A 25,508-nucleotide genomic window follows, 5' to 3' on the forward strand; every position below is an offset into this window, starting at 1 on the left:
GAGGCTGTTTACGGGCGAGCTGATTCTGTCTGTGGATAGGCGCGCGCGCAGCAAAAGCGGCTGACTATTTCCGCGAATTTTCCGAATCCGGTATGCGTTTTTCAGATCGAAGATTCAGAAGGAGCCAATTTGGTGGATACATTACGGAGCCTGGGATGCTAGAGACTTTCGAAGATGCGATGGCTCGCTTACGGGACGATTCTGGAATTGAATCATTCACCGCGTACATCGCGGATGCCAACATCCAGCCTTCTCTCAGACTCGTAGGAAGGGTATGGCAGCACGTTCGCGTGACGCCTGAGGGGCAGTTCTCTGATGGCCAGAGGATTGTTACCGCAGTCATAAGCTTGATTCGCGTGTCAGGTGACAGCATCTGGATAGAAACCGAAACGGGCGGCGTCTACGGGATCATTTCATTCGCACCATTAGGGTGGACCCACATTGGTAGCCTGTACAAGGCTCACCAGGCGCTTGAACCAGGGCGACCCCTGAAGCCAGACTTTATCGTGGATCGGCTCCATGATATCGACTATTCAAAACTCTTCAGACCGAAGAAAGTCACGAAGGCATCCCCTCGCGTACCCACATCAGTAGATGGCCACGTCGGCCGACCACGCAGGCCGCAGATTGATCCGCAATACCCTGAAAAGCTGGCGAGCGACATCAGGGCAATGGTTGCCCAGATCGCGACCAACACAGCTAACTGGTCGCAAGCTAATAGTGATTCCGTCAAACCATTGAATTTCGACCGGCCTCGTGACCAAGTTCAGCCTGACGATACATCCGAGCTGACGAAGGAGTAGAGATGCGAGCAGACCTTGTTACCCAGCTGCGGGAAAATTTCCCCGCGCTCCTCGGGCCATCATCGGTCCGCATCGAGTGTGGAAGCGGATGGTTCAGCATCATTGAGGTGCTGTGTGTGCTGATGGAGGATGATGCGAACGGACTACCAGAAGGGCTCTCAATAGCGGTCCTCAAGGAAAAGTTCGGAGAGCTAAGGATTCAGACCAGCGTAAATCACCCGCAGACGACGGCCTGGGCCGAATTCGCACGTAGATTGTCCATTAGGGTCTGTGAGGTATGCGGATCTCCTGGCAGCCTTGTAACTACCGATAAGTGGGCAAGGAGCCGCTGCACTGCCCATGGCAGTGATGTTCGAGACTAAGTGGGGTCGTTGGAAGGGCGCCATGACTCAAAACCTTGGATTCCGAGGGTGAACACCTCAGCAAGAAGGCGTTTCGTTTTTTTCAACGAAGACAATGAAATTCAGCGATCATTGCGTGCACGCCGGAATTTGCCTGCGTCACCAACTCTGTCGTCCTTCCTTTCGCCGCAGCCATCACAACGCGGGCCTTATCGACGTAGTGGTGGAAAGTTGTTTCCAGGCTCTCGTGGCCCATCTGAGTTTTTAGCGCCTCTGCACATGCAGCCCAAAGGAAATCTACCGCCTTGGTCAGCAAGTCGTCTCCAAAATACTTGATCAGAAAAACCGTAGGCCACCAGTGTCGTGAATCGTAGAACGTCACACTGTCCCTGAAACCTTTATGGGTTGCCTGAGCTTTTTTCTTCGCTGCGGTTCCACGCGAGGAGATCATAGTCTCAGTAATGGGAACACCTTGGCTGTTCAAGAAAAGCACTGACAGCGGACAGTCTTTTCCATAGCGCTCCTTATATAACTTACGCCTATCCTGATACAGCGGTTTTATATAGCTTTCGTCAATCATTCTAAGATCATCTCTGTGGATAACGATTGTCCTTGTTTTATTTCCCTTGCTGCCGTATGCCGTGTACTCGAATGTCAGTTTCTCATGGTCCATTTCGGAGTACGGCAATATATGAACATTTTTTCTGTCACCCAGATAAGGAAACTTGCAGAGGTCGATAGGGCGCATCGCTGTACCTAGGGCAAGCTTGAATAGCGTTTGGTACACTGGGTCAGCAAAAGCATCTAGATATTGCCTGATTTCATCAGAGGTAATCAGGGAATTGAAAAGGCACTGTCTGGACTCCTTATCAAGCGTTTGAATATTTTTGCCGCTCCTGGTTACGCGCGCCTTTGCTTTGACGTATGCAAGCATTCTCTCCGATTTGAAATTTGCGATGCAGGTCTTCAATGCCACCTCTACGTTCGTAAGGTAGCCATTGGTGTTGAGCCAATGAAAATAGCCAAGGAGCACCTTCGCGTCTTCAAAGATGGTTTCAGAAACCGGTCCCGCACTCTGGTTTCTTACCCTAGTGACTTGACGCGATATTTGCCATCTACGAATATCATTGTTGGTCACAAAGACATGGTAATTTGCAATATCCTTATCAGCGAATCTCGGCTCAGCCGACAGATATCGATAAAACATTGAAATCACGCTTGAGTAGCGATTGGAAGTCTTTAGCGATTGGCGAGCATAATTCAGCAGGTATAGATTGGCATGACTCAGCAAATGGTTCCTGTTACCAATACCGGCGATCAATATGTGGTGCCGGACATGCAGCCCGGTATCGGGTGTTTCATATTCAATTATCTGGCGGCTTATGCTGAACGTCATCAGTTGCCCTGCCTTACTTTAAAATGAACAACCTCTTCATAGCCATGTGCAATATTGATCGGGTCTGCGTTGTCAGCCTGATTCAACTCTTCTTCAGGTATCCCTTTGAAGAAAAACGACCGCTGGGCATTAATGTCACTTTCGGATTGTAAGTAAGGAATGTATATCACCGTGCTTTTGACAGGTGGAAGGCGGCGTCTGTAAAGGTCTAGCATTGTTCGATCAAATACCGGGAATCTCACAATGATGTGTTTGGAGCTATCGCTCGGCTTGAAGTTATCTACGAAAATGTTAAACCTGCTTATGTAACGCTCGGCGAAGATGACAACCGTGCACTCCGCATCGCCTGACATGGTTTTGATTGACTTGCAGGCCATGTCGAGGGCGCGATCCTTCTGGCTGAAGAAATCCTCGATGTCGCCCGATTTGTTATAGGCAGCAACCGCTCCCGCAAGATCAACGTCCACCTTCTGCTTTTGGCCAACGTCCAGAGATACCCCAAGAGATTTCACGTCCATGCGGTCGTTTTCCAGCGCAAGCTTGGCTCTGCTTGGCTCTGCTTAGCTCAAGCTCAAGCGTGTTGTTTTGGGCTCTCATTTCACTGGCGTAAAGGCTCTGGCGTTCAAGGCTGACACGCATATCATTTGCCGCGTGAGCAGTTATATCCCCGATCATAAGTGTCGTTATGTAGTGCTTTAGCGTGTCTTGCAGCTTCTTTTCATATCTGGACTCAGCCTGCTTGAGTTGATTCTGAAGATCTCGGATCGTCGCCTGATTTTGATTGATCAATTCGTGCGAAAGGAATGTTCCTGCACCGCTCAACAAATCAGCCAATGGTTTAACACCTATGGCATAGTCTTTCAAACCACTGTAGTAGCGATTAAAAGCCTGCCTTGAGATGCCCGCTTGGTCCGAAAGGGCTTTCACTCCCAGTGGTGTCCCAGGAAATACGGTGTGGTGGTCGATGATAAGCTCAACGAGCCTCTGGTGAGTCTTGTTGTGCTCCATCAGGCCACCTCTACCATTGGGATAAGCGCAGCCAGTCCCAACAAAGCTGCGGCCTCTTTCGGGCCCTTATCTCTCAAATTGACCAGGTGCGCTTTGTGGGCCTCAATTCTCGCCATGATTTTTCGGCGTGTTTTTGGTGGCAGCACTTCACCACCGCTTGCCAGCAGGGACTCGTAAAATTGCACGTTTTCCGCCAAGGACTTTTCTGCCTTGGCGACTACTACGGCATTCCGGCATTCAATCTGGCAATTTGATGGGTCAGGAAAGATACGCCCCTCTGGCAGCGGTCGCCCGTGGAGGCACGGCGGAGGAGAGCTTCGGTCAAGGTCATTACCGGTCACGCAGTACGTTCCGACAGCCGTCCGCCCCACAAACAATGGTGTGCCAGAGTTGAGCAAGTGTGCGATGTAGACCAGAATCGATGTCTTGAGTCGCTTGCCTCTGAACTCTTCCGGGCGCTTGATCATTTGATTCGCAAGCCGTTCCGCAGGCTGGCCCGAAAAGCTTCCATCCCGCACCGCAGTCACGATCTCATGAAATTCTTTCGAATAGCTCTCTTCAAGTGCTTGGGCTACAGCCCTCACCATGTAAGGGTTGCGCGATATGTACTGGAGCGTCATTTTGTAGCTGTGGTGCCCAAAAAGCATACGGATCAGGTCAATATTCCGCTCGCTCCGGTTGATCAAAATCTCGGCAATAGTCTTTCGAAACCGATGCGCGTGAATTCGGTCAACGCCGCACGGCTGTTCCAAGGCTGATGTGATCGCTGTGACATTAAATGTGTTCCCGTCCCCGACTGCTATGTTTGCAAAGGCGTTTTGGAAAACGAGCCCTTTTTTGTAGTACGACCAGAAGCTCCGCAGCACCTTGAATTTCATCAGTAACTTCCCGACGAAGCTGGGCAAAGGCAATTCCTCCTTCTCTCCGTTATGGTTGGGATCGTTGGAGGTTTTGAATCGCGTCATGTCTACCCAAAAAATGCCAGACTCGCCCTCTCTGATATCGTCGAACGAAAGTATGCCAAGCTCGCTTTTTCGCATTCCAGTCACAAGCGCGACGAACACAAAAACCGCGTTTCTGACCTCATCAATGGCATGACCAAACTCTGACACCCACCTGTATGTAAAAGATGGCCGACCACTATTCATTCCATCTTTACGATTTACAGTCAGCACCTGAATGCCGTCGATCTCGATTGTCAGCGCTTCTTCAATGTCGATTTGCCGCTTAGCCCGTCTCACCACGCCCTTATGGAATTCGGAGATCCCAGAGTCGATCAGAAAAGTCCTGGCCTCAAGCAGTCTTGGCATTGCTTTCTGGATCCAGAAAAGCGAATGGTTGACGAGCTTTTCCAGCTCGTTTTCTGAGAAAGGTATCCAAGACTGGATCGATCCCGCGAAGACATCCTGTACATCGCGACTCCTTTCACGGGTATCTACGCTCTGAGCCGACGCAGGCAGACACATTTCCTCCGGGAGCAGCTTTTGAACTGACAGCGCTGCCCAGGTCCGCATCATCATGAACAACTGGAGATAGTGACTTGACATGGTCGAGGCTTTAGCATCGTCAAGCGCGCGGTTGATCATTCTGTTGGTGATCATGGCCAGATGCCCTGGCAGTCCAGTCAACCGATTCGGAGTGAGCAAGTAAATCTCGATGAGCCGAAATTGCGAAGCGTGCTGATACGTGGACATGAAAGATTTGATCCGCGCGTAGGGTGTAAACGCAGGAATGTATTGATAAGTGAGGGCGCGCTTCAGCTCGTTCAGTCCAGGAATATCTGAACGGAAGTAGATAGTCTTCTCCGATCCTTCAAATCGCCAGGCGGATGACTGGTATTGAGAGAGTGCCGATACCGGAAAATCGCCCTCCGGATAAAGTGCCAGTTTCGCACGCAGACCGCTCTGACTGGGAGCCAGTGCGTCAGCAGTCTCATCAAGCAACGATTCGAAGCGCTCCAGAGCCGCCTCCTCGGCGTCACTCTCAAATTCCTCAATAATGCGATCCTGCATCTCGATGTAGTCAGACATCAGCAAGCTCCTCGTCGAAAATCACCCGCAGGCTGGAGAGGTCGCGGGGCAACAACGGAGAATGCTTTCGCCGGTATCGAGCGGCTGCGTTGATTTCATCGTCGTCATGGCAGTCTTGAATCAGATGCTCCAATAGCTGTTTTTCCCATTCCAGGTCATCGTTCCGTGCGCTGCTGTTTTCTGAGTCAAGCTCATGCTCAATGTGAGATACGCGCTCCAACAGATACGGCAGCGAATCGTCAAACAGCCGAATCTGCGAGCAGCCAATACATTTTTCCATCCGGAAGCAACGCTTGCCGTGGGCTACCTGATCCTCATGTCCCTTCCAATCTGGCGAAGTTTGATCTTCACACCCCCACATCGGACGATCATGCCCAGGGATCGTAAAGAGCGTGACAGCAGCTGAAGCTTGGTCGTTTGCACGCTTGCCAAGCAGGCCGCGAAACTGACCAGTCACCAACAACTCCACAACCGCATCAAGCTCGGTCCGTAGGCGTTCTTTGCGCTCCTGCATAGCTGCGCCTGAGCTGTTGTAATAGACATCCGTTGTCGATGGATCGGAGTGCCCGAAATGTGCGCTGATCATGCCCATGGGCATAGTCCTCTTCTTGTGCTTCAGCCAAGTAGAGCGCAACCGGCGCGCGAGTTCACCAGTCTTAGTGAGCCTGCGCCCGTTGTCGATGATTTCGTACTCGCGGAGAAAGCTCTCGATGCCGTATTGCCATGAGTTGACAATATTGATTGATGAGTGACGACTGCCGTTTTTGTACCAGTCTCCAAATGTACGTAGAAAAAGAAACAGCTCGTTTCGCTCAAAGCCAACATTTTGAAACGGATCAGTATCAAACTCAAAACCTTGCAGCGGTTTTGATAGGTTTCCAGCCAGGATGATCAAGTTGTAGATAGAGTACTTATCATTTTTATCGCTCGAAGCAGTCATTTGTTTCGGAGCATCATAAGGCAAGCCATTGCTTTGCGACCTGAACTTCTCTGAAAAAATGACAGCCATATCGTCGTCAATTGAGCCAGTCAGAATATGCTCGAAGTCATTTCCGTCTATTGATAATACGGTCTCTTTGTTCCATCCAGATTGCAGCATCAAGAATAGGCCGATTGCGCATTGGTCTATGACTGTGGGGAAGTACATTTCGAGGAGCTGATCTAGTTTTATGCCAGATACAGACTGAACAATGTACTTGTGGCCTATCGCCTTCAGAACTTCAGTGCGGATTCTTGTGAAGCTAGTCAGATTAGGACGCCCAGTGAACTCATAAATTTGTTCGAGCGAAAGCTGCATGGGGAAGCCATGGTTGAGTAGCGTCTTCAAGCTGCGGGTATGTTCTGGAACCCATTTGCAGACGGGGCCTTGGTGTGCGTCAACGCTTTCCTGGCTTAGCGGAATTGCGGCATCTACCAATTTGCGCCACTCAAGCTTCTGATACAGCTTGTCCGTATGGCGGACCAGCGCCGCCGTCAGGGCGTCATACGCCCCGTCGCTCAGCGGCTCGGTTGGCTTTGGCTGCCTGCGATTGATATGCGCAATCATGACCATCGGGATCGTGCCATAATTCCTGGCAACCGAATTAGCACATTTTTTCAGAGCCTCGGCATGGAGTGGAGTCCCCCCAGTTCTCAATAGATAGTCTTGAAAGCCAAGTTGGATCTCTATGGAAATATCGGTGTACTGTCTTGGATGCAAGGCAGCAGGATTAATGGCTCTGTGTTCTGCGAGGTAGTCAAAGAAGAGGTTTATTGCTCGGCCCGTTGCGTGTCCGTGCGTATGCGCCACTGTAGGCACGTATCGCACAAAAGCATAGTGCAGCGTTAGGCACAAATTCGAGGTTTTATCAAAGTACGGGTGATTTAGGTATTTCGCCGGTACGACTCTTCCGTTTCTTGCCACAACTTTGGCAAGCCTAAGTGTTTCATCTATCGTCATCCATAATTCTCATTTCAATGACGCAGGTGATCTGCGTCCTTGAATTGAGCTTTACAAGCGCAATCGCGACCAGCCTTTGTCTACTTGTAACCGCAATGACACAATTGTATCGTTGTTATCGATATGTGTGTCAAGAGGTTGGATGGAAATACCGGCTTCGGATGAATGAAGATTTACCTGCGCAGCTGAAGTTCGCGAAATGTGCCATATGATGCCGTTTCGCGAACGAAGGTAATCGGCTTCATTTTCGAAGCGGATGTCTTTTATTACCAGGACCGTTTTCCCTTGCAGGTCGGGATGTTTCGGAAACGGCGGGGTAATGGGGCGCGATTGAAGAAGGCGGAATCTAGCTTCTGCGTAAGTTGGAATATCCCTGGCAAGATGGGTCTTGATAATGGAGAGCATCTCGATTGGGCGCAGATGCCAGAAGGGATCCACTTGGCCTCGCTCCGATTCATCCCAGGCTTGGGAGTCGCTCAGGCCCCAGAACGCCTTGGTAGCAAACCAAATTGCCGCATCGGGGGCAAAGGCTTCTCTATATATAGAAGGGCTTGTAGTGGGGGAGGGGGGCTGGTTGAGCTGCCGTTCAGCGCGCATGAGCCAGTGGTTTGGGTTATGATCGCGCAGCCAGTCCGTACCTGCTTGTTGAAACATCTGGCGTGGCGACATGCCCCAGTCTGGGATCATTAGCTCCTTGGCCTCGTCGGACCAAGTCTCCCAGTCGGTTAGGCCAAACAGGGCTTGGCACCCTTCCTTTAGCGGGTCTGCTAATGCGTACGCTGCGACCTCGGGATGCTCAAGCAGCATCGCTGCGACCGTATCCTTCCCAGATCTAGCTTTCGCTGCTAGGCCTATCATTATTGGCATTTACTGTTGATCACTCCACTGACGTAACTGGGTATAGTATCAGTATACGTTGTTTACCTGCAATGAATGGGCCGTATATTAAGTCTATGTTTACCTCTCATCAGAAACGAATACAAGATGCCACTTATGCCTATCAGGGCGGCGGGCGAGGGCTGTCGGTGGAGCGCATCGCCGCCCTGGAAAACTTCGTCCAGGGCGAGCTGCGTCCTGATCTGACACTGGTGTTCGACTTGCCGGTGGAAATCGGTCTGGCGCGTGCCAGCGCGCGGGGACGTCTGGACCGGTTCGAGCAGGAGGGCCGGGCGTTTTTCGACGCGGTACGCAGCACCTATCTCAATCGCGCCGCAGCCGCCCCCCAGCGGTATCGCCTGGTGGAAGCCGCCTTGCCGCTGGATCAGGTCCAGGCTTCGCTCGACACGCTGCTGCCTGAGCTGCTGCAAATGCTGGCGGAACGGCGACATGGCTAACGCCTACCCCTGGCAGGCCAGTCTCTGGCAGCACCTGGCCGGACGCAACCAGCACGCTCACGCTTATCTGCTGCATGGGCCTGCCGGTATCGGCAAGCGGGCGCTGGCCGAACGCTTGATGTACCTGCTGCTGTGTCAGCAGCCACAGGGGCTTGAGGCCTGCGGTCATTGCAAGTCCTGCTCGCTGCTCAACGCGGGCAGTCACCCGGACAACTACGTGCTGGAGCCGGAGGAAGCGGACAAGGCGATCAAGGTCGATCAGGTCCGCGATCTGGTCAGTTTCGTGGTGCAGACAGCGCAGATGGGCGGTCGCAAGGTTGTGCTCATCGAGCCCGTCGAGTCGATGAACATCAACGCTGCCAATGCCCTGCTCAAGAGTCTGGAGGAGCCGTCAGGCAATACCGTACTGTTGTTGGTCAGCCATCAGCCGAGCCGTTTGTTGGCCACCATCAAGAGTCGTTGTGTGCAGCAGGCGTGTCCGCTGCCGAGCGAGTCGATGAGCATCGCCTGGCTGGCCGATGCCTTGCCCGAATGCACCGAGCAGGAACGCAGCGAACTGCTGACCCTGGCCGCTGGATCTCCACTGGCGGCCGTCAGTCTTCAGGCCCAAGGTGTTCGCGAACAGCGCGCGTTGGTGGTGGAAGGCGTCAAAAAGCTGCTCAAGGGCCAGCAGTCGCCGACCCAACTGGCCGAAGGCTGGAAGGATGTCCCGCTGCTGCTGCTCTTCGACTGGTTCTGTGACTGGTCGAACCTGATCCTGCGTTATCAGCTGACCGACGATGAAAGCGGTCTCGGCCTGCCTGACATGCGCAAGGTCCTGCAGTATCTGGCGCAGAAGTCGTCGCAGGGCAAGGTGCTGGCGATGCAGGACTGGGTGCTGTTGCAGCGTCAGAAAGTGCTGTCCAAGGCGAACCTCAATCGCGTTTTGTTGCTCGAAGCATTATTGGTGCAGTGGGCATCCTTGACCGGACAGGGTTAGACTGGCCATCTGCATGACATCAGTATCAGCCGAGGAGTAGAGATGAGCGTGCCACTGAGCCCGGGTCCACGTAACGGCATTCTGTCCCTGACCATCAAGGACAAATCTGTCCTGTACGCTGCCTACATGCCCTTTATCAAGAATGGCGGGCTGTTCATTCCCACCAGCAAGAGCTACAAGCTGGGCGATGAAGTGTTCATGCTGCTCAACCTCATGGATGAGCCTGAAAAGATTCCGGTTGCCGGCAAGGTCACCTGGATCACCCCCAAGGGGGCTCAAGGCAACCGCGCAGCGGGGGTGGGCGTGCAGTTCAACGACGGTGACAACACCGCCCGCAACATGATCGAAAATTACCTGGCCGGCGCCCTCAAGTCCGACCGTCCCACCCATACGATGTAAGTGTCACGGTTCCCATGCTCGTAGATTCCCATTGTCACCTTGATCGTCTCGATCTCACCGAACACGCAGGCTCGCTCGACAACGCGTTGCAAGCCGCACGCGGCCGTGGGGTGGGGCATTTCCTGTGCATTGGCGTCAGCGCTGACAACGCCGCTGCGGTCAAGGCGCTGGCCGAACGCTATGAGGATGTCGACTGCTCGGTCGGCATCCATCCGTTGGACCTCAAGCCCGGCGAGGAGCCGGCGCTGAACTGGTTGCTCGACGAGTTGAATCACCCGCGCGTGGTCGCCATTGGCGAAACCGGTCTGGATTACCATTACGAGCCTGAAGCGGCCGCCCTGCAGCAGGCGTCGTTCCGCCTGCACCTGCAAGCGGCCAATGTCACGGGCAAACCGGTGATCGTCCATACCCGGGGCGCCCGCGCCGATACGCTGGATTTGCTGCGCGAGGCGGCATTGCCACAGGCGGGCGTCCTGCACTGCTTCACCGAAGACTGGGACATGGCCAAGGCCGCGCTGGACCTGGGGTTCTATATCTCCTTGTCAGGGATCGTGACCTTCCGTAATGCCGACGCGCTGCGCGAGGTGGCCAGCAAGGTCCCCAGTGACCGCCTGCTGGTCGAGACCGATTCGCCGTATCTGGCGCCGATTCCCTATCGCGGCAAACCCAACTTGCCGCAGTACGTGCGCGAGGTGGCGGAGTTCCTGGCGATGCTGCGTGGCGAAAGCTACGAGCGCTTCGCCGAACAGACCACTGACAACTTCAAGCGTCTGTTCCCTTTGGCACATGTGACCACCGCCGTTTGAGGTCGCCGAATCGCAGGCAAAAAAAACCCGGGTTCTGGGGGGTGAATCCGGGTTAAGACCATTAGGAGTAAAACAAAGACACACTATCCCTTGGTGCCTTTACCGATGCCAACACTTGGGGGAGATGCCGCATCAGCGAATATAAGTATTGGTCAGATTTGGCAGCCGTCCAGCGCAGAACTGTACGTTTTTTAAACAGTTTTGGAATACCGATTCGGCTCTTGATACCTCAATGCATGGCGATACGCTGGACTATGGCCAATGTCTCTTCGATCACCCGCGACTGGGTATAGAAATGCGGCGAAAAACGGATACCTGGTCCGCGAGGCAAGCACACCACCTGATTGCTCATCAGCTGTTCCCAGACATGCGCCGCAGCCTGACCCTCGATACTGAAGGTCAGAATCCCTGAGCGGCGTTGCGCTGCCCGGGATGAATGCAAGCGCACGCCCTTGATGGCACTCAGGCCTTGCTCCAGCCAGATCACCCGTTCGATGACGGCTTCGCCGATCTGCTGCATGCCGACTTCTTCGAGCAGCGACAGACTTGCATCGAGCGCCATCGCGCCGAGGGTGTTGGGGCTGCCGCATTCGAATCTTCGAGCGCTGGCAGCGGGCTGCCATTGGCGGCGCGCATAGTCCCCAGAGTGCTCCAGCATGTGCCAGCCGTACTCGTGCAGCTTGAGTTGCTGGCGCAGCTCGGCACGACAGTAGAACACCCCCAGACCCTCCGCGCTGCACATCCATTTGTGGCCATCGGCCATGGCGAAATCGCAGTGGCTGGCCTGTACATCGAAGGGCAGGGCGCCGATGTGTTGAATTGCATCGATGCAGAACAACACACCGCGCTGCTTGCAGCCTTGCCCGAGGCGTTCGATATCCAGACGCGTGCCCGTGGCAAATTGCACAGAGCTGACCGACAGCAGGCGGGTGCGCGGACCGCAGGCCGCGAGCAGGGCGCCTTCGGGGTCCGGGCCTTTGAGACTGACTTGAATCACCTCGACGCCCTGGGGTTTGAGGGCTTCCCATACCACGCGGTTGGAGGGGAACTCCTCGTCGCTGATGACCACTTGGTCGCCGCTTTTCCAATCGAGGCCAAAAGCGACAAATGACAGGGCTTCCGAGGTATTTTTGACCAAGGCGATGTCGTCGGTCGACGGTGCATTCAACAGGCGAGCCAGGCGTTCACGAAGGCGCTGCTCGACCTTCATCCAGTCCGGATAGTCCCGCGCGCCCAGCAAAACGTTCTCTTCGGCGAACTTGCGCACCGCCGCGGCTGTGCGTTTTGGCCATGGGCCGACCGCTGCATGGTTCAGATAACGCAGATCGGCGGATTGGGCGAATTCGTCATGAAACGTAGACATGGTCGGATGATCCGTGCAATTTGCTGCAAGTTAGGCATAATGTGCGGCTTCGATTTTGAACCCACAGCCCCTTCCTATGCAGAAAGAACCTCGTAAGGTCCGTGAGTTTCGGCGCCGTGAGCAAGAAATTCTCGATACCGCGCTCAAGCTGTTTCTCGAACAGGGTGAAGACAGTGTCACCGTCGAGATGATTGCTGATGCCGTGGGTATTGGCAAAGGCACCATTTACAAGCACTTCAAATCCAAGGCGGAGATTTACCTGCGCCTGATGCTCGACTACGAGCGTGATTTGAACGAGCTGCTGCACTCTGCCGATGTCGACAAGGACAAGGAAGCCCTCTCGCGGGCCTACTTTGAATTCCGCATGCGTGACCCGCAGCGCTATCGCTTGTTCGACAGGCTTGAGGAGAAGGTGGTCAAGGGTAACCAGGTGCCGGAGATGGTCGAGCAGTTGCACAAGATTCGTGCCTCGAACTTCGAACACCTGACCCTGCTGATCAAGGGCCGTATCAGCGAAGGCAAGCTTGAAGACGTACCGCCTTACTTTCACTACTGCGCGGCATGGGCGTTGGTGCACGGCGCGGTTGCGCTCTACCACTCGCCGTTCTGGAGCAATGTGCTGGAAGATCAGGAAGGCTTCTTCCAGTTCCTGATGGATATCGGCGTGCGCATGGGCAACAAGCGCAAGCGCGATCCGGAAACCGGTCACGATCTCAAGCCGCAAATCTCCGAATCCTGACACCCGCCGCCGGTCAATCGACTGGCCCGGCAGGCACCCATGGGTGTCTGCCGATCACGCTACTCTTTGTTTGCCGGAATGCCGCTTGCTAAAAGCTGATTTATGAGTCAGCTTTTGCGCGCTGTAATCTTTCCGGAGTTCTCCATGATCGTAGATCGCCAAGGCCGACGTTTCCGCAATCTGCGGATCAGTCTGACGGCCGCCTGCAACTATGCCTGTACCTATTGCGTGCCTGACGGCAAGCGCCTGGTTGCCGCGCAGAACGAGTTGTCGGCTGATGCCATGGCCCGCGCCGTGGAGTACCTGATTGAAGTCGCAGGGATCGAGCAACTGCGCATTACCGGTGGGGAGCCGCTGGTGAGTCCGCGGCTTGAGCGCTTCATGAGTCAGGTGGGGCAGATGAAGCTGGCAGACGTCAGTCTGACCACCAACGGGCAACTGCTCTCACGCAAACTGCCGGTTTTGCTCAATGCGGGCATCCGCCGGATCAACGTGTCGCTGGACACCCTCGACCCGGCTGCGTTTCGAGTGATCGCCCGCGGCGGCGACCTGCAAACGGTGCTCGATGGCATGCAGCAGGCGAGGGCGGCCGGCATTCGGATCAAAGTCAATATGGTGCCGTTGCGCGGACAGAACCTCGATCAGGTGCTGGCGTTGCTCGACTACTGTCTGCAGCGCGGCTACGAGTTGCGTTTCATCGAGCTGATGCGCATGGGACACCTTGCCGGTGATCGAAACGCGTTCGCGCAGCAATTCGTCAGCCTGCAGCAGTTGCTGGCGCTGATCGGCGAACGTTACCCCTATCAGCAAACCGACGCAGCGGCGGACGCTACGGCTGTGCGCTACCGAATTCCTGGCAAAGGCATCTTTGGCATCATCGCCAACGAGAGTGTGCCGTTCTGCCGCAGTTGTTCGCGTCTGCGGTTGTCTTCCACAGGGTGGCTGCACGGCTGTCTTTCTTCGAGCAACCGCCACTACGTCGGCGATCTGCTGGATAAACCAAGGCATGAGGCCTTGCCCGCGCTGCAACGTTTGTTGGTCAAGGCACTGGGCGACAAGCAGCCGGTGGCGTTTTCCGGCGGCGCGACAGTGATGAAGATCATTGGTGGATGATTCCTCACGCCCATCGTTCATCGAAACTCATCGTTTCACCCAGGACTTGTAGCGGTCCGGCTTGCCCGCGGTTGCCTCCTGGTCCGCGCTGCCGCCGGCGACCCGGGCTGCTACAGCGGAGTGCACAGGGAGCGACGTTCGATGAGCCCTGCCTGCATTACCTGGCTCAATACCCGACATGGCGCAAAAGCTGCATTACCCCGCCATTCGCCGGTTTTCCGTCACCGGACTTTGGAGGAAATAATGCGTAGCCTGGTTTTACTGCTGGCGTCCTTGGCATTGAGTGGCTGCATGCACGTCAGCGATCTGGCACAGGGCGCTCATGACGAGCTCAGCGATGCAGGTCTGCTGGATCACAGCTCGACACGTCGGATCAACAACTTCCGTCTGCAACCTGACTCCTTCATCTATATCGCCCAAGGTTCGTTCGTCCCGCCGGGTGGTGCTTATCCGCGCCCCAATGTGGTTGCCGAAGAGGCCTTCAATGGTTTCGTCGAATACTTCCCGATGGTGCGTCGCGCCCGTGCGCCGGAAGGTCTGGATGAGGCAATGAACGAGGCGCGCGCTGCGGGCGCCCACTACCTGCTGTATACCCGCTTCGCCAAGGCCGACGACCGTATCGGCAACTTTGACGAGTGGTCCGATCAGGAAGCGGTGGACCGTCTGGGGATCGATAGCGGTGTGATTCAACTGATGCTGATCGAAACCAACACCCGATATCTGATCGATTCGGCGCGGATTCACAGCCGTGGCGGCCTGCTCACCCTGCACGATACCAAGCCTGAGGATTTGCTAGGTCCACCGATGGAGGATTACGCTCGTAGCCTGTTGGGCGTTCCTGCCCGCTGAGGAGTAGCGTATGAATGGCCCGGGCAAAGCCAACGATTTGTTGGCACAACTACCCAATAGCGGCAAGGGTTTGCCACCGGTGCACTTGTGGAACCCGGATTTTTGCGGCGATATCGACATGCGTATCGCCCGCGACGGCACTTGGTTCTATCTGGGAACACCGATCGGCCGCAAGCCGATGGTGCGCCTGTTTTCCACGATTATTCGCCGTGACGGCGATGATTACTTCCTGATCACGCCGGTCGAGAAAGTCCGTATCACGGTCGATGACGCGCCGTTCGTAGCGGTGCTGCTGCACGTTGAAGGTCAAGGGCAATCACAGGTCCTGCGCTTTACCACCAACGTCGACGACGAGGTGCAGGCGGGGGCTGAGCACCCATTGCGCGTCATCATCGATCCGACGACTCAGCAGCCTGCGCCTTACCTTCTGGTACGCAACAATCTTGAGGCGTTGATCCATCGCAATGTCTTCTACCAGTTGGTCGAGCTTGCGGTCACCCAGGAGATCGAGGGGCAGCGCTGGCTGGGTGTGTGGAGCAGTGGAACGTTCTTCCCGATCGGTCTGGAGCCCTGACCGGCGCACGGTTTGCACGTGTCTGTCCGAGCCGGTCGATTGCCTGGCTGTCAACTCGCGGTTAAAGTGCCGCCCCCCGATTTTTCTGAGGTTTTTGCATGAGCCAGTCCTTTGATATCGCCGTGATCGGCGCCACCGGTACTGTCGGCGAAACCATCGTCCAGATTCTTGAAGAGCGCGATTTCCCGATTGGAGAACTGCACCTGCTGGCCAGCGCCGGGTCCGCTGGCAGCTCCGTGCCGTATCGGGGCAGGAACGTGCGTGTGCGGGAAGTCGATGCATTCGATTTCAACAAAGTGAACATCGCGTTTTTCGCAGCGGGCCCCGCCGTGACCCGCGCTCATGCCATGCGCGCGACTGCCGCGGGGTGTGCGGTGATTGACTTGTCTGCGGGGCTGCCGGTCGAGCAGGCGCCGAATGTGGTTCCAGAGGTCAACGGCGAACAGCTGGCGAGCCAGGTCAGGCCGCATCAAGTTGCCTGTCCGAGCCCGGCTGCCGCGGCGCTGGCCTTGGTGCTGGGTCCGTTGCGGGGCTTGCTGGAGGTGCAGCGAATCAGTGTGACGGCGTGTCTGGCGGTCTCCAGTCAGGGGCGCGAAGGCGTCACGGAGCTGGCCCGGCAAACCGCTGAGTTGCTCAACGTGCGTCCCTTGGAACCGCGGGTATTTGACCGGCAGATGGCCTTCAATGTGCTTGCTCAAGTGGGCATACCCGATGCGCAAGGGCACGTGCCGCTGGAAAAACGTTTGGTCAGCGAGTTGCGCGAGTTGCTCTCCCTGCCTTTAATCAAGGTCGGTGTGACCTGTATTCAGGTGCCGGTGTTCTTCGGCGACAGCTTGAGCGTGTCGGTGCAGACCGCAGCGCCGGTGGATCTGGCGGCGGTGGCTGCCGCGCTGGATGCCGCCCAGGGCATTGATCTGGTGGAAAGGGACGATTATCCGACGCCGGTGGGTGATGCCGTGGGCCAGGACGCTGTCTATGTAGGACGTTTGCGCACCGGGATCGATGACGCCTGCGAACTCAATTTCTGGGTGACGTCGGACAATGTGCGCAAAGGCGCGGCGTTGAACGCTGTGCAGGTGGCTGAATTGTTGATAAAAGACGTTGTGTAAAAGATACTTGCCAACAATTCAAAGAATCATTCTAGCTGCGGCGTGTCGAAACGCCCTACGCCCTAGCAGGCTTTATCTTCTCGGTCGCCGGGGAAATTTTAAACAAGGGATGGGCTATGGTTCAGGTTCGTAAACTGGTTTTGGCAATCGCTGCGGCTTCGGCGCTGTCGTCGGGTATGGCCCAGGCGCTGGGCCTCGGTGGTCTGACCGTCAAGTCGACCCTGAATCAGCCGCTGCTTGCCGAAATCGAACTGACGCAGGTGCAGGATCTCAACTCCGCACAGGTGGTGCCGAGTCTGGCCACCTCCGCCGAGTTTGCGCAGGCGGGCGTGGGACGCATGGCGATCCTCGATGACCTCACGTTCACCCCGGTGGTCAATCCCGGCGGCAAGAGCGTGCTGCGCATCACCTCCAGCAAACCGATTCGCGACCCCTACGTGAAATTCCTGGTGCAGGTCCTGTGGCCAAACGGTCGCGCGCTGCGTGAATACAGCTTGCTGCTCGACCCGCCGAAGTTCTCGCCGCAGGCGGCAGCGGCGGCAGCGCAACTGCCTTCCACCGCGCCAGCCGCCGCGCCGGCCCAGGCAGCTGCCGCACAGACGCCGGCTCCCGCCGCTGCGCCTGCTCCGGCAACACCCGCCGAGCCCAAGTACACCGAATACACCACGGCCAACAACGACACGCTGTGGGAGATTGCCGACCGTGTACGCAACGGTGGCACGGTGCAGCAGACCATGCTGGCGATTCAGGCGCTCAACCCGGACGCTTTCATCGCTGGCAACATCAACCGTCTGAAGAAAGGCCAGGTCTTGCGCCTGCCGTCGCCGACAGAAGTCAGCGCCACGCCCCAGCCTCGTGCCATTGCCGAGGTCGCCGAGCAGAATCGCGCCTGGCGTGAAGGCCGTCGCATGCCGACCGGCGCACGTCAGGTCGACGCCACCCGCCGTGACCGCGCAGGCGCTGCCCCGGCGCAGATCGATGCCAAGGATAACCTGAGTCTGGTATCGGCCAATGCCAAACCGGGCGCCAAGGGCGCTGCCGGTGATGCCGAGCTGGGCAACAAGCTGGCGGTGGCCCAGGAAAATCTGGACAGCACCCGCCGTGACAATGCCGAGCTCAAGAGCCGCATGGGCGATCTGCAAAGCCAGCTCGACAAACTGCAGCGCCTGATTCAGCTCAAGAATGATCAGCTCGCCAAGATGCAGGCCGCCGGTGCTGCGGTGCCTGCGCCAGTCGACGATGCCAACAGCACGGTCAGCCCCAATAGCGTGACCAACCCCAACAATGCCGCGAATCCGGCCATGCCGGCCGCGATCGTGCCGGCTCCGGCAGCGCCAGACGCGGCCGGCAAGCCGCCGAACGAAATCGCCCCGGAGGACGCGCTGCCGGTCGATGGTGCCAAGGTGACGGCCGCTACGCCCGACCAGCCGCTGACCGTACCGGCCGATACCCAGGCCAACACTGACAACCAGAGCGCGCTGGACAAGATCCTCGCAAGCCCGATGCTCATGGGCTTGATCGGCGGCGGCGCGCTGCTGGTCCTGCTATTGCTCTTGTTGCTGCTGGCACGTCGCCGCAACGCAATGATCGAGGCCGAAAGACATCGGAAAATGGCTCGCGCTCTGTCAGACGAGGCCGATTTCGCTTCTGACATGGATCTACCTGAAAGCAGTTTCGAGGGTCTCGAGGTCCCTGCGCCCAATGTAAAGATGGCACCGGTGCCGAGCGCAATCATCGAGCCGGCCCGCGAAACGCCGGCTGATGTGCTGGTACAGGCAGAAATCCATATCGCTTATGGTCGGATCAATCAGGCCGCCGCGTTGCTGGAAGATGCCATCAAGCAGGAGCCTGGGCGCAGTGATCTGCGCCTCAAGCTGATGGAGATCTATGCCCAGCAAGACAATCAGGCAGGTTTCGTCGCCCAGGAGCGGCAACTGGTGGCCACGGGAAAGAACCACGCTGAAGTCGAACAGCTGAAAAGCCGTTTTCCCGCCATGGCGGTCGCCGCTGCGGCCGCTGCGGGTATTGCGGCGACGGCGGCTTTGGCTGCGGAGCTGGACGCCAGATACGTCGAAGACCTGCTCAACGACAAATCGGAGCCGGAACCGGTCGCTGCGGCTGAACCCGTTCTAGAGCCGGTCGCCGAGCAGCCCGACGACTTCGACACGGCTTTCGACCTGAGCCTGGATGACCTGGAAGCCGCTTCGCCTGCAGAGGTGCAGGATCACAGCAAGCCGCTGGCTGACGACGATCTGGACCTGGATGCTCCGTTCGCCAACACCCCGGACGACCTGGATTTCGATGCCATCCTGCGTGAGCAGACCGAGGCCAAGAACAGCGAGTCCACCGATCTGGCCGACTTTGACCTGGATCTGGCGGAGGATCAGCCAGGGCTCAAGGCTGAGGATGATTACCTGCTGGGCATGCAAGACGAGCTGCGCGATCTGCCTGCCTTTGAGCAGACAGCCGATCTGGGTGCCGGCAAGTCGGGCCAGGAAGATGATCTCGAGCTGCCGGCTGATTTCGATCTGTCGCTGGCGGACGAGATGGAAACCGAGCAGGCCTCTGACGCCTTCGCATCCGAAATCGATGACGTCAATGCCGAGCTCGAGCGTTTGTCGCAGGGCCTGGACCAGCCGTCGGCGGCCAAGCCGTTCGATGACACCCCGACCTTCAACGAGAACGACGCGCTGCTGGCCGACGACGAACCAGAGTTCGATTTCCTGTCGGGTACCGACGAGGCGGCGACCAAGCTGGATCTGGCGCGTGCATACATCGAGATGGGCGACGCCGATGGCGCCCGTGACATCCTCGACGAAGTGGTCGCCGAAGGTGACGACGGGCAGAAGACCGAAGCGAAGGACATGTTGTCGCGCCTGGTCTGATCCGGTTCTACGCTGTACCCGCAACGACCGCTTCGGCGGTCTTTTTTTTTGTTGGTGCTGCTTTGGCTTAAAGAACGCCTAGCCGACGAAGCGAGTCCAAGACCCCTGCCGCCAGCAAGCGCAACGCCGCCCGGCTGGATTGCTGCCGGGCGTATGCCTGCCCCGAGGGTGTGCAAGGGTTTGCCAATAGCGTCTTTGCTTTCGATCCGTATAATGGCCGCCCTTGCGCATATCGACAGGCTTTAAGCTCTTGGCAACTACAGACACTGAGGCACAGACAGCGGCAGCCGAGATGGCCGCCGAGGGTTTTTCCAGGATCGCACTGGGCGTCGAATACAAAGGTTCGCGCTACAGCGGTTGGCAGCGCCAGTCCACCGGCGTGCTGACGGTCCAGGAAACGCTGGAAAATGCCCTGTCCAGAGTCGCCGATTCGCCGGTCTCGTTGATGTGCGCCGGTCGTACCGATGCCGGCGTGCATGCCTGCGGGCAAGTGGTGCACTTCGATACCCGGGCGGTGCGCAGCATGAAGGCCTGGACCATGGGCGCCAATATCAATCTGCCTCACGACATCAGCGTGACCTGGGCCCAGGTGATGCCGGCGCACTTCCATGCACGCTTCAAGGCAATTGCCCGGCGCTATCGTTATGTGATCTACAACGACCAGATCCGCCCGGCGCATCTGGGCCAGGAAATCACCTGGAACCACCGGCCGCTGGATGTCGAGCGCATGGCGCTGGCGGCGCAGTATCTGGTGGGAACTCACGATTTCAGTGCGTTCCGCGCCGGGCAGTGCCAGGCCAAATCGCCGATCAAGCAGTTGCACCACCTGCGCGTCACGCGCCACGGCAAGATGATCGTCATCGACATACGTGCCAACGCTTTCCTGCACCACATGGTGCGCAACATCGCCGGTGTGCTGATGACCATCGGCGCGGGAGAGCGGCCGGTCGAATGGGCGGGGGAGGTGCTCCAGAGTCGTGTGCGCCGCACTGGCGGCGTGACCGCGCATCCATTTGGTCTGTATCTGGTGCAGGTCGAATACCGTGACGAGTTCCCGCTGCCGGAGCGCTACGTGGGACCGCACTTTCTCACAGGCTTCACGGAACTTGGCGGCTGACGTCAGGAACAGCATTTGCTACCATCCGGGACTTTCGCCAGGCTTGAGGTATTCACTACATGTCAGCCGTTCGCAGCAAGATCTGCGGGATTACCTGCATAGAAGACGCGTTGGCCGCTGTCGATGCGGGAGCCGACGCCCTTGGCTTCGTCTTTTACCCCAAGAGTCCGCGGGCGGTCACCGTAGAGCAGGCGCAGGCCATCATCGCCCAGCTGCCGCCTTTCGTGAGCACGGTCGGGCTGTTCGTCAACGCTGAGCGTGAGGCGTTGAAGACGCTGCTGGATATCGTCCCGCTGGATCTCATCCAGTTTCATGGCGACGAAACCCCGGACCAGTGTGAAGGCTACCATCGCCCATACATCAAGGCTTTGCGCGTCCAGGCCGGCGACGACATCGCGGCGAGCTGCGCCCTGTACCACAGGGCCTGCGGCATCCTGCTCGACACCTATGTCGCAGGAGTGCCGGGCGGCACCGGCGAAACTTTCGACTGGGCTTTGATTCCAAAGCAGTTGAGCAAACCGATCATTCTGGCTGGCGGGCTGACTTCAGCCAATGTCTCCCAAGCCATCGCCCAGGTACGTCCCTACGCAGTGGATGTCAGCGGCGGGGTGGAAAAAGCCAAGGGGTTGAAGGATCACGACAAGATTCGCGCATTCATGAGCGCGGTGCATGGGGCATGAGGGTTTTTTCCGCTGCGGTGTGTACGGATGTGACGGCGGACCGGCGGTCGCCGTCCACTAGCCTGCGACCACGATACGTGGGTTGCCAAAATTGAACAGGCGAAGACCACTGGCGTCTCGCGAAGCAAACAGCGGGCAGTGATCGACGAACTGCCGGTTCAGCAGGTCAGGCGCTGGCACCGATCGTTGCAACCGGGTTCGCGACACTGCAAACGAACATTGATTAAGGCATGCGCGTGGCATTGATCGCCATCGCGCTCCAGCCACCGGTACTGGAGAAAGAAAGCATGAGCAACTGGTTGGTAGACAAACTGATCCCTTCGATCATGCGTTCCGAGGTCAAGAAAAGCTCGGTACCTGAAGGCCTCTGGCACAAGTGTCCGTCCTGCGAGGCGGTGCTGTATCGACCAGAGCTGGAAAAGACCCTGGACGTCTGTCCCAAATGCAACCATCACATGCGCATCGGCGCTCGCGCGCGCCTGAACATTTTCCTCGACGCCGAAGGCCGTGATGAAATCGGAGCTGATCTGGAGCCCGTCGACCGCCTCAAGTTTCGCGACAGCAAGAAGTACAAGGACCGCCTGACCGCTGCACAAAAGCAGACCGGCGAGAAGGACGCGCTGATCTCCATGAGCGGTACGCTGCTGGGCATGCCGGTGGTGTGCAGCGCGTTCGAGTTCTCGTTCATGGGCGGTTCCATGGGCGCCATCGTCGGCGAGCGTTTCGTCCAGGCCGCCAATCATGCGCTGGAAAACCGCTGCCCGATGATCTGCTTCGCCGCTTCCGGTGGCGCGCGGATGCAGGAAGCACTGATTTCCCTGATGCAGATGGCCAAGACTTCGGCAGTCCTGGCGCGTTTGCGTGAAGAAGGCATACCGTTCATTTCCGTGCTGACCGATCCGGTCTACGGCGGTGTTTCGGCCAGTCTGGCCATGCTCGGCGACGTGATCGTCGCCGAGCCCAAGGCGCTGATCGGTTTTGCCGGCCCTCGCGTGATCGAGCAGACCGTTCGTGAAAAGCTGCCCGAAGGCTTCCAGCGCAGTGAGTTCCTGCTCGATCACGGCGCGATCGACATGATCATTCACCGTCAGGAGCTGCGTCAGCGTCTGGGTAACCTGCTGGCTCAGATGATGGGCTTGCCGACGCCGAAGTTCGTTGCGCCCAAGCTTGAACCCATCGTCGTGCCACCGGCTCCGGCGAACATATGACCGAACGCTCGCTGAGCGACTGGCTTGGCTACCTGGAGCAGTTGCATCCGTCTGCCATCGACATGGGTCTGGATCGCTCGCGGCAGGTAGCGCTGCAGATTGGCCTGAGCCGTCCGGCGCCACGGGTGATCACGGTCACCGGCACCAACGGCAAGGGCTCCACGTGTGCCTTCGTCGCTTCGCTGCTCCAGGCCCAGGGTCTGAAAGTCGGGGTCTACAGCTCGCCCCACCTGCTGCGTTACAACGAGCGCGTGCAGGTGCAAGGGCTGGAGGCGAGCGATGCGCAGTTGTGCCAGGCCTTTGAGGTCATCGAAAGGGCGCGTGGCGATATCTCGCTGACCTACTTTGAAATGGGCACGCTGGCGGCCTTCTGGTTGTTCGAGCAAGCCGCGCTGGATGCGGTGGTGCTGGAAGTCGGTCTGGGCGGACGGCTGGACGCGGTGAACCTGATCGACGCCGACCTGGCGCTGGTCACCAGTATTGGTGTCGATCACGTCGAATGGCTGGGCAATACCCGTGAAACAGTGGCGTTCGAGAAAGCCGGTATCTTCCGTGCGGGCCGTCCTGCCCTGTGTGGTGACCTGGATCCGCCGCAACCATTGCTCGATCAGGCCCGCGCGCTGGATTGTCCGCTGTCGTTGCGCGGCCGCGATTTCGACCTGAGTGTCGAACCCGCGCGCTGGAACTGGTTCGGCACCGATGCCAGCGGCCAGCGTGTCGAATTGCGCGATCTGCCGCTGCTCGACTTGCCGATGCAGAACGCCGCTTTGGCGCTGCAGGCCTTCGTGCTGATGGATCTGCCCTGGCACGAAGCGTCGATCCGGTCGGCGTTGCTCAATACCCGGGTAACCGGGCGCCTGGATCGTCGCTCGTTCGAGTGGCAGGGTAAGCAACTGCATCTGTTGCTCGATGTCGGGCACAACCCGCATGCCGCGACCTTCCTGGCGCAGCGCCTGAGCCAGCGTCCAATGGCGGGCGAGCGCCTTGCGGTGTTCGGTCTGCTCAATGACAAGGACCTCGATGGCGTGCTCAGCGAGCTGGCCGGCTGCTTCAGCAGTTGGGCCGTGGCTCCGTTGCCCACCCCGCGCAGCCGCTCAGGGCAGGAGATTGCACAGGCACTGGAGAACCTTGGCGCCCGTGTGACGTCCTACCCCAGTGTTGCGCAGGCGCTTGAAGCGCAATGTGCACACGCCACCGCGAATGACGAAATTGTTCTGTTCGGGTCTTTTTATTGCGTAGCCGAGGCCCTGGAATGGCTTGCTGGCGCGTCACGGAGGAAGTGACACATGGCTTTGCTGGATAAGGCGTACAAGCAACGCATGGTCGGTGCCCTGGTGCTGATCGCCATTGCGGTGATTTTCCTGCCAATGCTGTTTTCGCGTCAGGACGAAGCACGCCATGTGCAGGTGGATGCCCCGGCTGCTCCGCAAGCGCCTGCCGTTTCGCAGGTCAAGGTCGATCCGGTGGCGGTTCCCGAGCAGCAACCGCTGCCTCAGGAGCCAGTGCCGACCGACGAGGATCTGGCGCAAACCGCCCAGCCGCCTGTACGGCAGCAAGCTCCGGCCATGCCGATTGCGCCGGCACCCGCCAGGCCTGTGGCGTCTGCGTCGGCGGCCAAGGCGGCGCCTGCTCCAGCACCGGCCAAACCGGCTCCAGCACCAGCACCGGCGGCGCCCGCTGCCCTGGCTGCCGATACCAACCGGGTCGATGCCAATGGCCTGTCGATTACCTGGGCGGTCCAGGTCGCCAGCCTGTCCAATCGGGCCAACGCCGACAACCTGCAGAAAACCCTGCGTACCCAGGGCTACAACGCCTATATCCGCACCTCCGAGGGTGTGAACCGGGTATTCGTGGGGCCACTGGTCGAGCGTGCCGAAGCCGATCGTCTGCGTGATCAGCTCGACAAGCAGCAAAAGCTCAAGGGCATCGTCGTGCGCTTCGTGCCTGAGCGTAAGTAACTCGCGAGGCGCCGCAGGTTAAGGCGCGTCCAATCCTGTGGGAGCCGGCTTGCTGGCGATTCGGTCGTGAAGCCACCCTCTTAGTGGCTGACCTGACGCATTCGCCAGCAAGCCGGCTCCTACGGCCTTCGGCCAGAAGCGCATCATCAGCAATCTTGCAGATGACCAAACCCGCAGATACTTCCAAAGTCCAATAGTTCGCTTTAATTGGCACCTACCCACAATCGCTGCTTACCGCCGAGCGAGCGCTCTGTTAAAATCCGCCGCCTTATCCGTCTGCAGGCTTCAACGTGGCTTTTACTCCGGTTGACTGGGCGATCCTTGCGATTGTCGCCATCTCGGCATTGATCAGTCTCAAGCGTGGCTTCGTCAAGGAAGCGCTTTCGTTGCTGACCTGGATCATTGCCGGTGCCGTGGCCTGGATGTTCGGCGGTTCGCTTTCGCAGTATCTGGTCAATTACATCGAAACACCTTCGGCCCGCGTGATTGCGGGCTGCACCATCCTGTTTGTCGCCACCTTGCTGGTTGGCGCCATGGTCAACTTTCTGATTGGAGAACTGATCCGCGTGACCGGCCTTTCCGGAACCGATCGTTTTCTGGGCATGGTCTTCGGCGCGGCGCGTGGAGGCCTGCTGGTGGTGATCGCGGCCGGGCTGTTGAGCCTGGGCCCGGTACAACAGGATCAATGGTGGCAGCAGTCCAGGCTGTTGCCGCAGTTTGTCACGGTCGCTGACTGGTCGAAAAACCTGATTCTCGGGATGTCCAGCAAGTGGCTAGCCAGCGGGATCAGCGTACCTGTTGATATCCCGTTCAAGGATCACCTCTTGGGGCCTACAACGCCGCAGGAAGTGCTCGGTAAATCCAGTTCCACTAAGTAG

Annotated in this window: 22 protein-coding genes and 2 pseudogenes; 17 read left to right on the top strand and 7 right to left on the bottom strand. The window is 57.7% G+C overall.

Translation table 11 applies throughout. The annotated features are described in order from the left end of the window. Positions 1 to 155: 155 nt before the first annotated feature. Complete coding sequence (locus tag ACI2KS_RS23080) at positions 156 to 803, top strand: hypothetical protein (RefSeq protein ID WP_404623322.1); 648 nt, start codon at positions 156 to 158, stop codon at positions 801 to 803. A gap of 444 nt (positions 804 to 1,247) precedes the next feature. Here the strand turns inward: ACI2KS_RS23080 and ACI2KS_RS23085 are convergent, their stop codons facing one another. From ACI2KS_RS23085 to ACI2KS_RS23110, 6 genes are read right to left on the bottom strand one after another with little or no spacing between them, the layout of a single operon-like run. Beyond that, positions 1,248 to 2,540, bottom strand: coding sequence for a site-specific integrase (locus ACI2KS_RS23085; protein ID WP_404623323.1), 1,293 nt, complete (start codon positions 2,538 to 2,540; stop codon positions 1,248 to 1,250). Next, positions 2,540 to 3,058 (bottom strand): hypothetical protein, encoded by a 519-nt coding sequence (locus ACI2KS_RS23090; protein ID WP_404623324.1) that lies wholly within the window; start codon positions 3,056 to 3,058, stop codon positions 2,540 to 2,542. Before ACI2KS_RS23090 ends, ACI2KS_RS23085 begins: the two co-directional genes overlap by 1 nt. Beyond that, entirely contained in the window at positions 2,997 to 3,548 is a 552-nt protein-coding gene (locus tag ACI2KS_RS23095) for a hypothetical protein (protein WP_404623325.1), read from the bottom strand. The genes ACI2KS_RS23090 and ACI2KS_RS23095 overlap by 62 nt, the downstream gene beginning before the upstream one ends. Further along, positions 3,548 to 5,578: a tyrosine-type recombinase/integrase gene (locus tag ACI2KS_RS23100; RefSeq protein WP_404623326.1), complete on the bottom strand. Its 2,031-nt coding sequence runs from the start codon at positions 5,576 to 5,578 to the stop codon at positions 3,548 to 3,550. The genes ACI2KS_RS23095 and ACI2KS_RS23100 overlap by 1 nt, the downstream gene beginning before the upstream one ends. Next, the gene (locus ACI2KS_RS23105; protein WP_404623327.1) at positions 5,571 to 7,517 is read right to left on the bottom strand and encodes a hypothetical protein; all 1,947 of its coding nucleotides are present in this window, start codon (positions 7,515 to 7,517) and stop codon (positions 5,571 to 5,573) included. Before ACI2KS_RS23105 ends, ACI2KS_RS23100 begins: the two co-directional genes overlap by 8 nt. Positions 7,518 to 7,568: 51 nt before the next feature. After that, complete coding sequence (locus ACI2KS_RS23110; RefSeq protein WP_404623328.1) at positions 7,569 to 8,384, bottom strand: deoxynucleotide monophosphate kinase; 816 nt, start codon at positions 8,382 to 8,384, stop codon at positions 7,569 to 7,571. A 107-nt stretch (positions 8,385 to 8,491) separates the two neighbouring features. Between ACI2KS_RS23110 and ACI2KS_RS23115 the strand changes: the two are divergent. From ACI2KS_RS23115 to ACI2KS_RS23130, 4 genes and pseudogenes are all read left to right on the top strand, one after another. Continuing rightward, positions 8,492 to 8,851 (top strand): annotated as a pseudogene (locus ACI2KS_RS23115) (dTMP kinase); the annotation flags it as partial. Continuing rightward, positions 8,844 to 9,830: a DNA polymerase III subunit delta' gene (locus ACI2KS_RS23120; RefSeq protein WP_404623329.1), complete on the top strand. Its 987-nt coding sequence runs from the start codon at positions 8,844 to 8,846 to the stop codon at positions 9,828 to 9,830. The pseudogene ACI2KS_RS23115 and the gene ACI2KS_RS23120, both read left to right, overlap by 8 nt. Before the next feature lie 42 nt (positions 9,831 to 9,872). Beyond that, entirely contained in the window at positions 9,873 to 10,229 is a 357-nt protein-coding gene (locus ACI2KS_RS23125) for a PilZ domain-containing protein (RefSeq protein ID WP_037011754.1), read from the top strand. 14 nt (positions 10,230 to 10,243) lie between these two features. Continuing rightward, positions 10,244 to 11,035, top strand: a complete 792-nt coding sequence (locus ACI2KS_RS23130) for a TatD family hydrolase (RefSeq protein ID WP_404623331.1) — start codon at positions 10,244 to 10,246, stop codon at positions 11,033 to 11,035. A gap of 229 nt (positions 11,036 to 11,264) precedes the next feature. Here the strand turns inward: ACI2KS_RS23130 and ACI2KS_RS23135 are convergent, their stop codons facing one another. Further along, positions 11,265 to 12,398: an aminotransferase class V-fold PLP-dependent enzyme gene (locus ACI2KS_RS23135; RefSeq protein ID WP_404623332.1), complete on the bottom strand. Its 1,134-nt coding sequence runs from the start codon at positions 12,396 to 12,398 to the stop codon at positions 11,265 to 11,267. A gap of 76 nt (positions 12,399 to 12,474) precedes the next feature. On the opposite strand from ACI2KS_RS23135, the gene ACI2KS_RS23140 reads away from it, so the two are divergent. From ACI2KS_RS23140 to ACI2KS_RS23195, 12 genes and pseudogenes are all read left to right on the top strand, one after another. Further along, positions 12,475 to 13,137 (top strand): TetR/AcrR family transcriptional regulator, encoded by a 663-nt coding sequence (locus ACI2KS_RS23140; RefSeq protein ID WP_404623333.1) that lies wholly within the window; start codon positions 12,475 to 12,477, stop codon positions 13,135 to 13,137. Positions 13,138 to 13,281: 144 nt separating this feature from the next. After that, on the top strand, positions 13,282 to 14,250 hold the full coding sequence (locus ACI2KS_RS23145; RefSeq protein ID WP_404623334.1) for a GTP 3',8-cyclase MoaA: 969 nt from the start codon (positions 13,282 to 13,284) through the stop codon (positions 14,248 to 14,250). A gap of 243 nt (positions 14,251 to 14,493) precedes the next feature. Further along, positions 14,494 to 15,099: a DUF4823 domain-containing protein gene (locus ACI2KS_RS23150; RefSeq protein WP_404623335.1), complete on the top strand. Its 606-nt coding sequence runs from the start codon at positions 14,494 to 14,496 to the stop codon at positions 15,097 to 15,099. 10 nt (positions 15,100 to 15,109) lie between these two features. Then, positions 15,110 to 15,673, top strand: coding sequence for a DUF1285 domain-containing protein (locus ACI2KS_RS23155; protein WP_404623336.1), 564 nt, complete (start codon positions 15,110 to 15,112; stop codon positions 15,671 to 15,673). A 98-nt stretch (positions 15,674 to 15,771) separates the two neighbouring features. Continuing rightward, positions 15,772 to 16,782, top strand: a complete 1,011-nt coding sequence (locus tag ACI2KS_RS23160; protein WP_404623337.1) for an aspartate-semialdehyde dehydrogenase — start codon at positions 15,772 to 15,774, stop codon at positions 16,780 to 16,782. Positions 16,783 to 16,898: 116 nt separating this feature from the next. Beyond that, complete coding sequence (locus tag ACI2KS_RS23165) at positions 16,899 to 19,667, top strand: FimV/HubP family polar landmark protein (protein WP_404623338.1); 2,769 nt, start codon at positions 16,899 to 16,901, stop codon at positions 19,665 to 19,667. A gap of 292 nt (positions 19,668 to 19,959) precedes the next feature. Beyond that, a complete protein-coding gene (gene truA, locus ACI2KS_RS23170; RefSeq protein ID WP_404623354.1) occupies positions 19,960 to 20,784 on the top strand; it encodes a tRNA pseudouridine(38-40) synthase TruA in 825 nt (274 codons plus the stop codon). Positions 20,785 to 20,843: 59 nt separating this feature from the next. Continuing rightward, positions 20,844 to 21,464 (top strand): phosphoribosylanthranilate isomerase, encoded by a 621-nt coding sequence (locus tag ACI2KS_RS23175; protein ID WP_404623339.1) that lies wholly within the window; start codon positions 20,844 to 20,846, stop codon positions 21,462 to 21,464. Between the two features lie 287 nt (positions 21,465 to 21,751). Beyond that, on the top strand, positions 21,752 to 22,672 hold the full coding sequence (accD, locus tag ACI2KS_RS23180) for an acetyl-CoA carboxylase, carboxyltransferase subunit beta (protein WP_404623355.1): 921 nt from the start codon (positions 21,752 to 21,754) through the stop codon (positions 22,670 to 22,672). Further along, a pseudogene (folC, locus tag ACI2KS_RS23185) lies at positions 22,669 to 23,975 on the top strand (bifunctional tetrahydrofolate synthase/dihydrofolate synthase). Before accD ends, folC begins: the two are co-directional and overlap by 4 nt. Continuing rightward, entirely contained in the window at positions 23,959 to 24,630 is a 672-nt protein-coding gene (locus ACI2KS_RS23190; RefSeq protein ID WP_404623340.1) for an SPOR domain-containing protein, read from the top strand. The pseudogene folC and the gene ACI2KS_RS23190 overlap by 17 nt, the downstream one beginning before the upstream one ends. A gap of 290 nt (positions 24,631 to 24,920) precedes the next feature. Continuing rightward, a complete protein-coding gene (locus tag ACI2KS_RS23195; RefSeq protein ID WP_404623341.1) occupies positions 24,921 to 25,508 on the top strand; it encodes a CvpA family protein in 588 nt (195 codons plus the stop codon).

Source organism: Pseudomonas sp. NPDC087358 (assembly GCF_044900785.1).
GTDB lineage: Bacteria > Pseudomonadota > Gammaproteobacteria > Pseudomonadales > Pseudomonadaceae > Aquipseudomonas.

Coding starts and splice junctions, on each gene's coding strand:
- ACI2KS_RS23150 (WP_404623335.1), top strand. CDS start 14,494: ATGCGTAGCCTGGTTTTACTGCTGGCGTCCTTGGCATTGAGTGGCTGC.
- truA (WP_404623354.1), top strand. CDS start 19,960: ATGGCCGCCGAGGGTTTTTCCAGGATCGCACTGGGCGTCGAATACAAA.
- ACI2KS_RS23080 (WP_404623322.1), top strand. CDS start 156: ATGCTAGAGACTTTCGAAGATGCGATGGCTCGCTTACGGGACGATTCT.
- ACI2KS_RS23095 (WP_404623325.1), bottom strand. CDS start 3,548: ATGGAGCACAACAAGACTCACCAGAGGCTCGTTGAGCTTATCATCGAC.
- ACI2KS_RS23105 (WP_404623327.1), bottom strand. CDS start 7,517: ATGACGATAGATGAAACACTTAGGCTTGCCAAAGTTGTGGCAAGAAAC.
- ACI2KS_RS23120 (WP_404623329.1), top strand. CDS start 8,844: ATGGCTAACGCCTACCCCTGGCAGGCCAGTCTCTGGCAGCACCTGGCC.
- ACI2KS_RS23135 (WP_404623332.1), bottom strand. CDS start 12,398: ATGTCTACGTTTCATGACGAATTCGCCCAATCCGCCGATCTGCGTTAT.
- ACI2KS_RS23110 (WP_404623328.1), bottom strand. CDS start 8,384: ATGCCAATAATGATAGGCCTAGCAGCGAAAGCTAGATCTGGGAAGGAT.
- ACI2KS_RS23085 (WP_404623323.1), bottom strand. CDS start 2,540: ATGACGTTCAGCATAAGCCGCCAGATAATTGAATATGAAACACCCGAT.
- ACI2KS_RS23145 (WP_404623334.1), top strand. CDS start 13,282: ATGATCGTAGATCGCCAAGGCCGACGTTTCCGCAATCTGCGGATCAGT.
- ACI2KS_RS23090 (WP_404623324.1), bottom strand. CDS start 3,058: ATGGACGTGAAATCTCTTGGGGTATCTCTGGACGTTGGCCAAAAGCAG.
- ACI2KS_RS23125 (WP_037011754.1), top strand. CDS start 9,873: ATGAGCGTGCCACTGAGCCCGGGTCCACGTAACGGCATTCTGTCCCTG.
- accD (WP_404623355.1), top strand. CDS start 21,752: ATGAGCAACTGGTTGGTAGACAAACTGATCCCTTCGATCATGCGTTCC.
- ACI2KS_RS23140 (WP_404623333.1), top strand. CDS start 12,475: ATGCAGAAAGAACCTCGTAAGGTCCGTGAGTTTCGGCGCCGTGAGCAA.
- ACI2KS_RS23130 (WP_404623331.1), top strand. CDS start 10,244: ATGCTCGTAGATTCCCATTGTCACCTTGATCGTCTCGATCTCACCGAA.
- ACI2KS_RS23190 (WP_404623340.1), top strand. CDS start 23,959: ATGGCTTTGCTGGATAAGGCGTACAAGCAACGCATGGTCGGTGCCCTG.
- ACI2KS_RS23160 (WP_404623337.1), top strand. CDS start 15,772: ATGAGCCAGTCCTTTGATATCGCCGTGATCGGCGCCACCGGTACTGTC.
- ACI2KS_RS23155 (WP_404623336.1), top strand. CDS start 15,110: ATGAATGGCCCGGGCAAAGCCAACGATTTGTTGGCACAACTACCCAAT.
- ACI2KS_RS23100 (WP_404623326.1), bottom strand. CDS start 5,578: ATGTCTGACTACATCGAGATGCAGGATCGCATTATTGAGGAATTTGAG.
- ACI2KS_RS23165 (WP_404623338.1), top strand. CDS start 16,899: ATGGTTCAGGTTCGTAAACTGGTTTTGGCAATCGCTGCGGCTTCGGCG.
- ACI2KS_RS23175 (WP_404623339.1), top strand. CDS start 20,844: ATGTCAGCCGTTCGCAGCAAGATCTGCGGGATTACCTGCATAGAAGAC.